At 40.7% G+C, this 1,664-nt stretch carries 2 protein-coding genes and 2 tRNA genes; 2 read left to right on the plus strand and 2 right to left on the minus strand.

Going from position 1 to position 1,664, the window contains the following annotated elements; all coding sequences use genetic code 11:
• Positions 1 to 29 precede the first annotated feature (29 nt).
• Positions 30 to 102, plus strand: a tRNA-Gly gene (locus E1163_RS16755).
• Between the two features lie 104 nt (positions 103 to 206).
• A tRNA-Leu gene (locus E1163_RS16760) sits at positions 207 to 291 on the plus strand.
• A 93-nt stretch (positions 292 to 384) separates the two neighbouring features.
• Here E1163_RS16760 and E1163_RS16765 read toward each other — a convergent pair.
• Both E1163_RS16765 and E1163_RS16770 read right to left on the minus strand, forming a co-directional pair.
• Positions 385 to 1,332 (minus strand): HipA domain-containing protein, encoded by a 948-nt coding sequence (locus E1163_RS16765; protein ID WP_185156120.1) that lies wholly within the window; start codon positions 1,330 to 1,332, stop codon positions 385 to 387.
• A partial coding sequence (locus E1163_RS16770) for a HipA N-terminal domain-containing protein (protein ID WP_343033858.1) occupies positions 1,325 to 1,664 on the minus strand: 340 nt, incomplete at its 5' end. The genes E1163_RS16770 and E1163_RS16765, both read right to left, overlap by 8 nt.

A 1,664-nucleotide genomic window follows, 5' to 3' on the forward strand; every position in this document is an offset into this window, starting at 1 on the left:
GAGAGGGTAGCTCTTGAGATTCTAAATAAGCGAGAATAGCTCAGCTGGTAGAGCACGACCTTGCCAAGGTCGGGGTCGCGGGTTCGAATCCCGTTTCTCGCTCAGATTTTCAAAACGTGAAAATTAACTAATTCGCCTGCACTAATAGCAGGCTTTATTTTTAGAGGGTATTTCTAAACGAAGAATTTGTCTACGATGTAGACTAAGCCCGGGTGGTGGAATTGGTAGACACGCAGGACTTAAAATCCTGTGACCATTGCGGTCGTGCGGGTTCAAGTCCCGCCCCGGGTACATTAAAGCCGGTCATTGTAAAATGATCGGCTTTTTTGTTTTTCTACCACTACCTCTGACAGGGCTCGAAGCCCTGTCAGAGGTTAACACGTTTCATTCTTTAAATAGTTTTACACGCTCCGCGATCAGCCGTTTATATTCAGATTTATTGTCATCAGACAGGAAGGATATATCTATTATTTCATTGGCCTTGGGTAGCCATTTGTACAATCTTTTATAAACCGCACTTATTTGTTTATTGTTGAGAGATAAGACCTCACCAAATCGATTAAAATAACTTTTGTTGAAGTTCAATTTCTTTCCACCTAGTAATAGTGCAGTGTCATCCTTATCCTGAGGCAGGATCATTTTAACATTTAGAAGGTCGTAAGCTGGTGAAAGTGTCCAGCCCATATGCGATAGCCACATTGAAAAGTTTTTGAGATGCATGTCGTTATTTCCGATAATAAAATTAAAAACAGCTAACTCAAAAAATCTCAATTTGTCTAGAAGTGTGTTTTCTGATAGCTCGCCAACTTTCTTACCTACTGATTCCATAGTGCCTTTGTATTTATCTTCCAATTCAAGTATTTGGAGAAAATCAATCATATGGATTTTTGATCCGTCAGGTTTGCGATCAATGCGTTTCGTGATATAGCATAGTTCTCCTGATGCCAGACGAATCATATTTATGGGCACAATATCAATTTTGAACAGTGCTGCCAATTTCATGGAGAGGTGTTCGTTTTCCGGCATTTGAGGATATTGTTTATTTTGTGGTTTTAAAATATACAGCCCTTCTAACGCATCCATCACCGTCAAGCGTCCTTGATGACCATTTTGCAATTCGGTTTTAATCCAGCCTAATGACAATTTGGGCTGCACTCCAGGTACTGTTACGGACAATTCTACAACCTCTTTAGCTAATTGCTCCATTTCTGATAGCTGATACGGTAACGATGGTGGTTTCGGTGTGCCAAAGAAATCTTTGCTACACTGAGGGTGGTAGTCTGGGCCTTCTGTTGCTTTTAATTCTTGATAACAATATAAACACTTACTCATCGGCTTGTTTCTCTAAAGGGTGAACACTCACCGCGCCAATGGCATTTTGACAGCATGCTAAAAGAAGACCCATCCGATCGTTCTTATTGATTTTCCAGCTTTGAGACGCGATATTCAATAGCCAGCCCTCGGGAATTAAACCGTCAAAGAACGGAAATAGTCGCTTGTTTAAGTACGGTCGGGGTGAAACGGGCATGTCGAACGTTATAAACTGTTCAGGGTAATTTTGAACATATGAATTGTCATACACAAATTGATATTCGCCATTGTCCAGTTCGGTTAAGATACCGGCTAATTCGCTATTGTACTTAACTATTCCTTGTCGCATCTTT

Origin of the sequence: Fulvivirga kasyanovii (assembly GCF_009711405.1) — a bacterium.
GTDB classification, from domain to species: Bacteria; Bacteroidota; Bacteroidia; order Cytophagales; family Cyclobacteriaceae; genus Fulvivirga; species Fulvivirga kasyanovii.

Excerpts from the sequence above, each read along its gene's own strand:
- E1163_RS16765 (WP_185156120.1), bottom strand. The coding sequence starts at position 1,332 with ATGAGTAAGTGTTTATATTGTTATCAAGAATTAAAAGCAACAGAAGGC.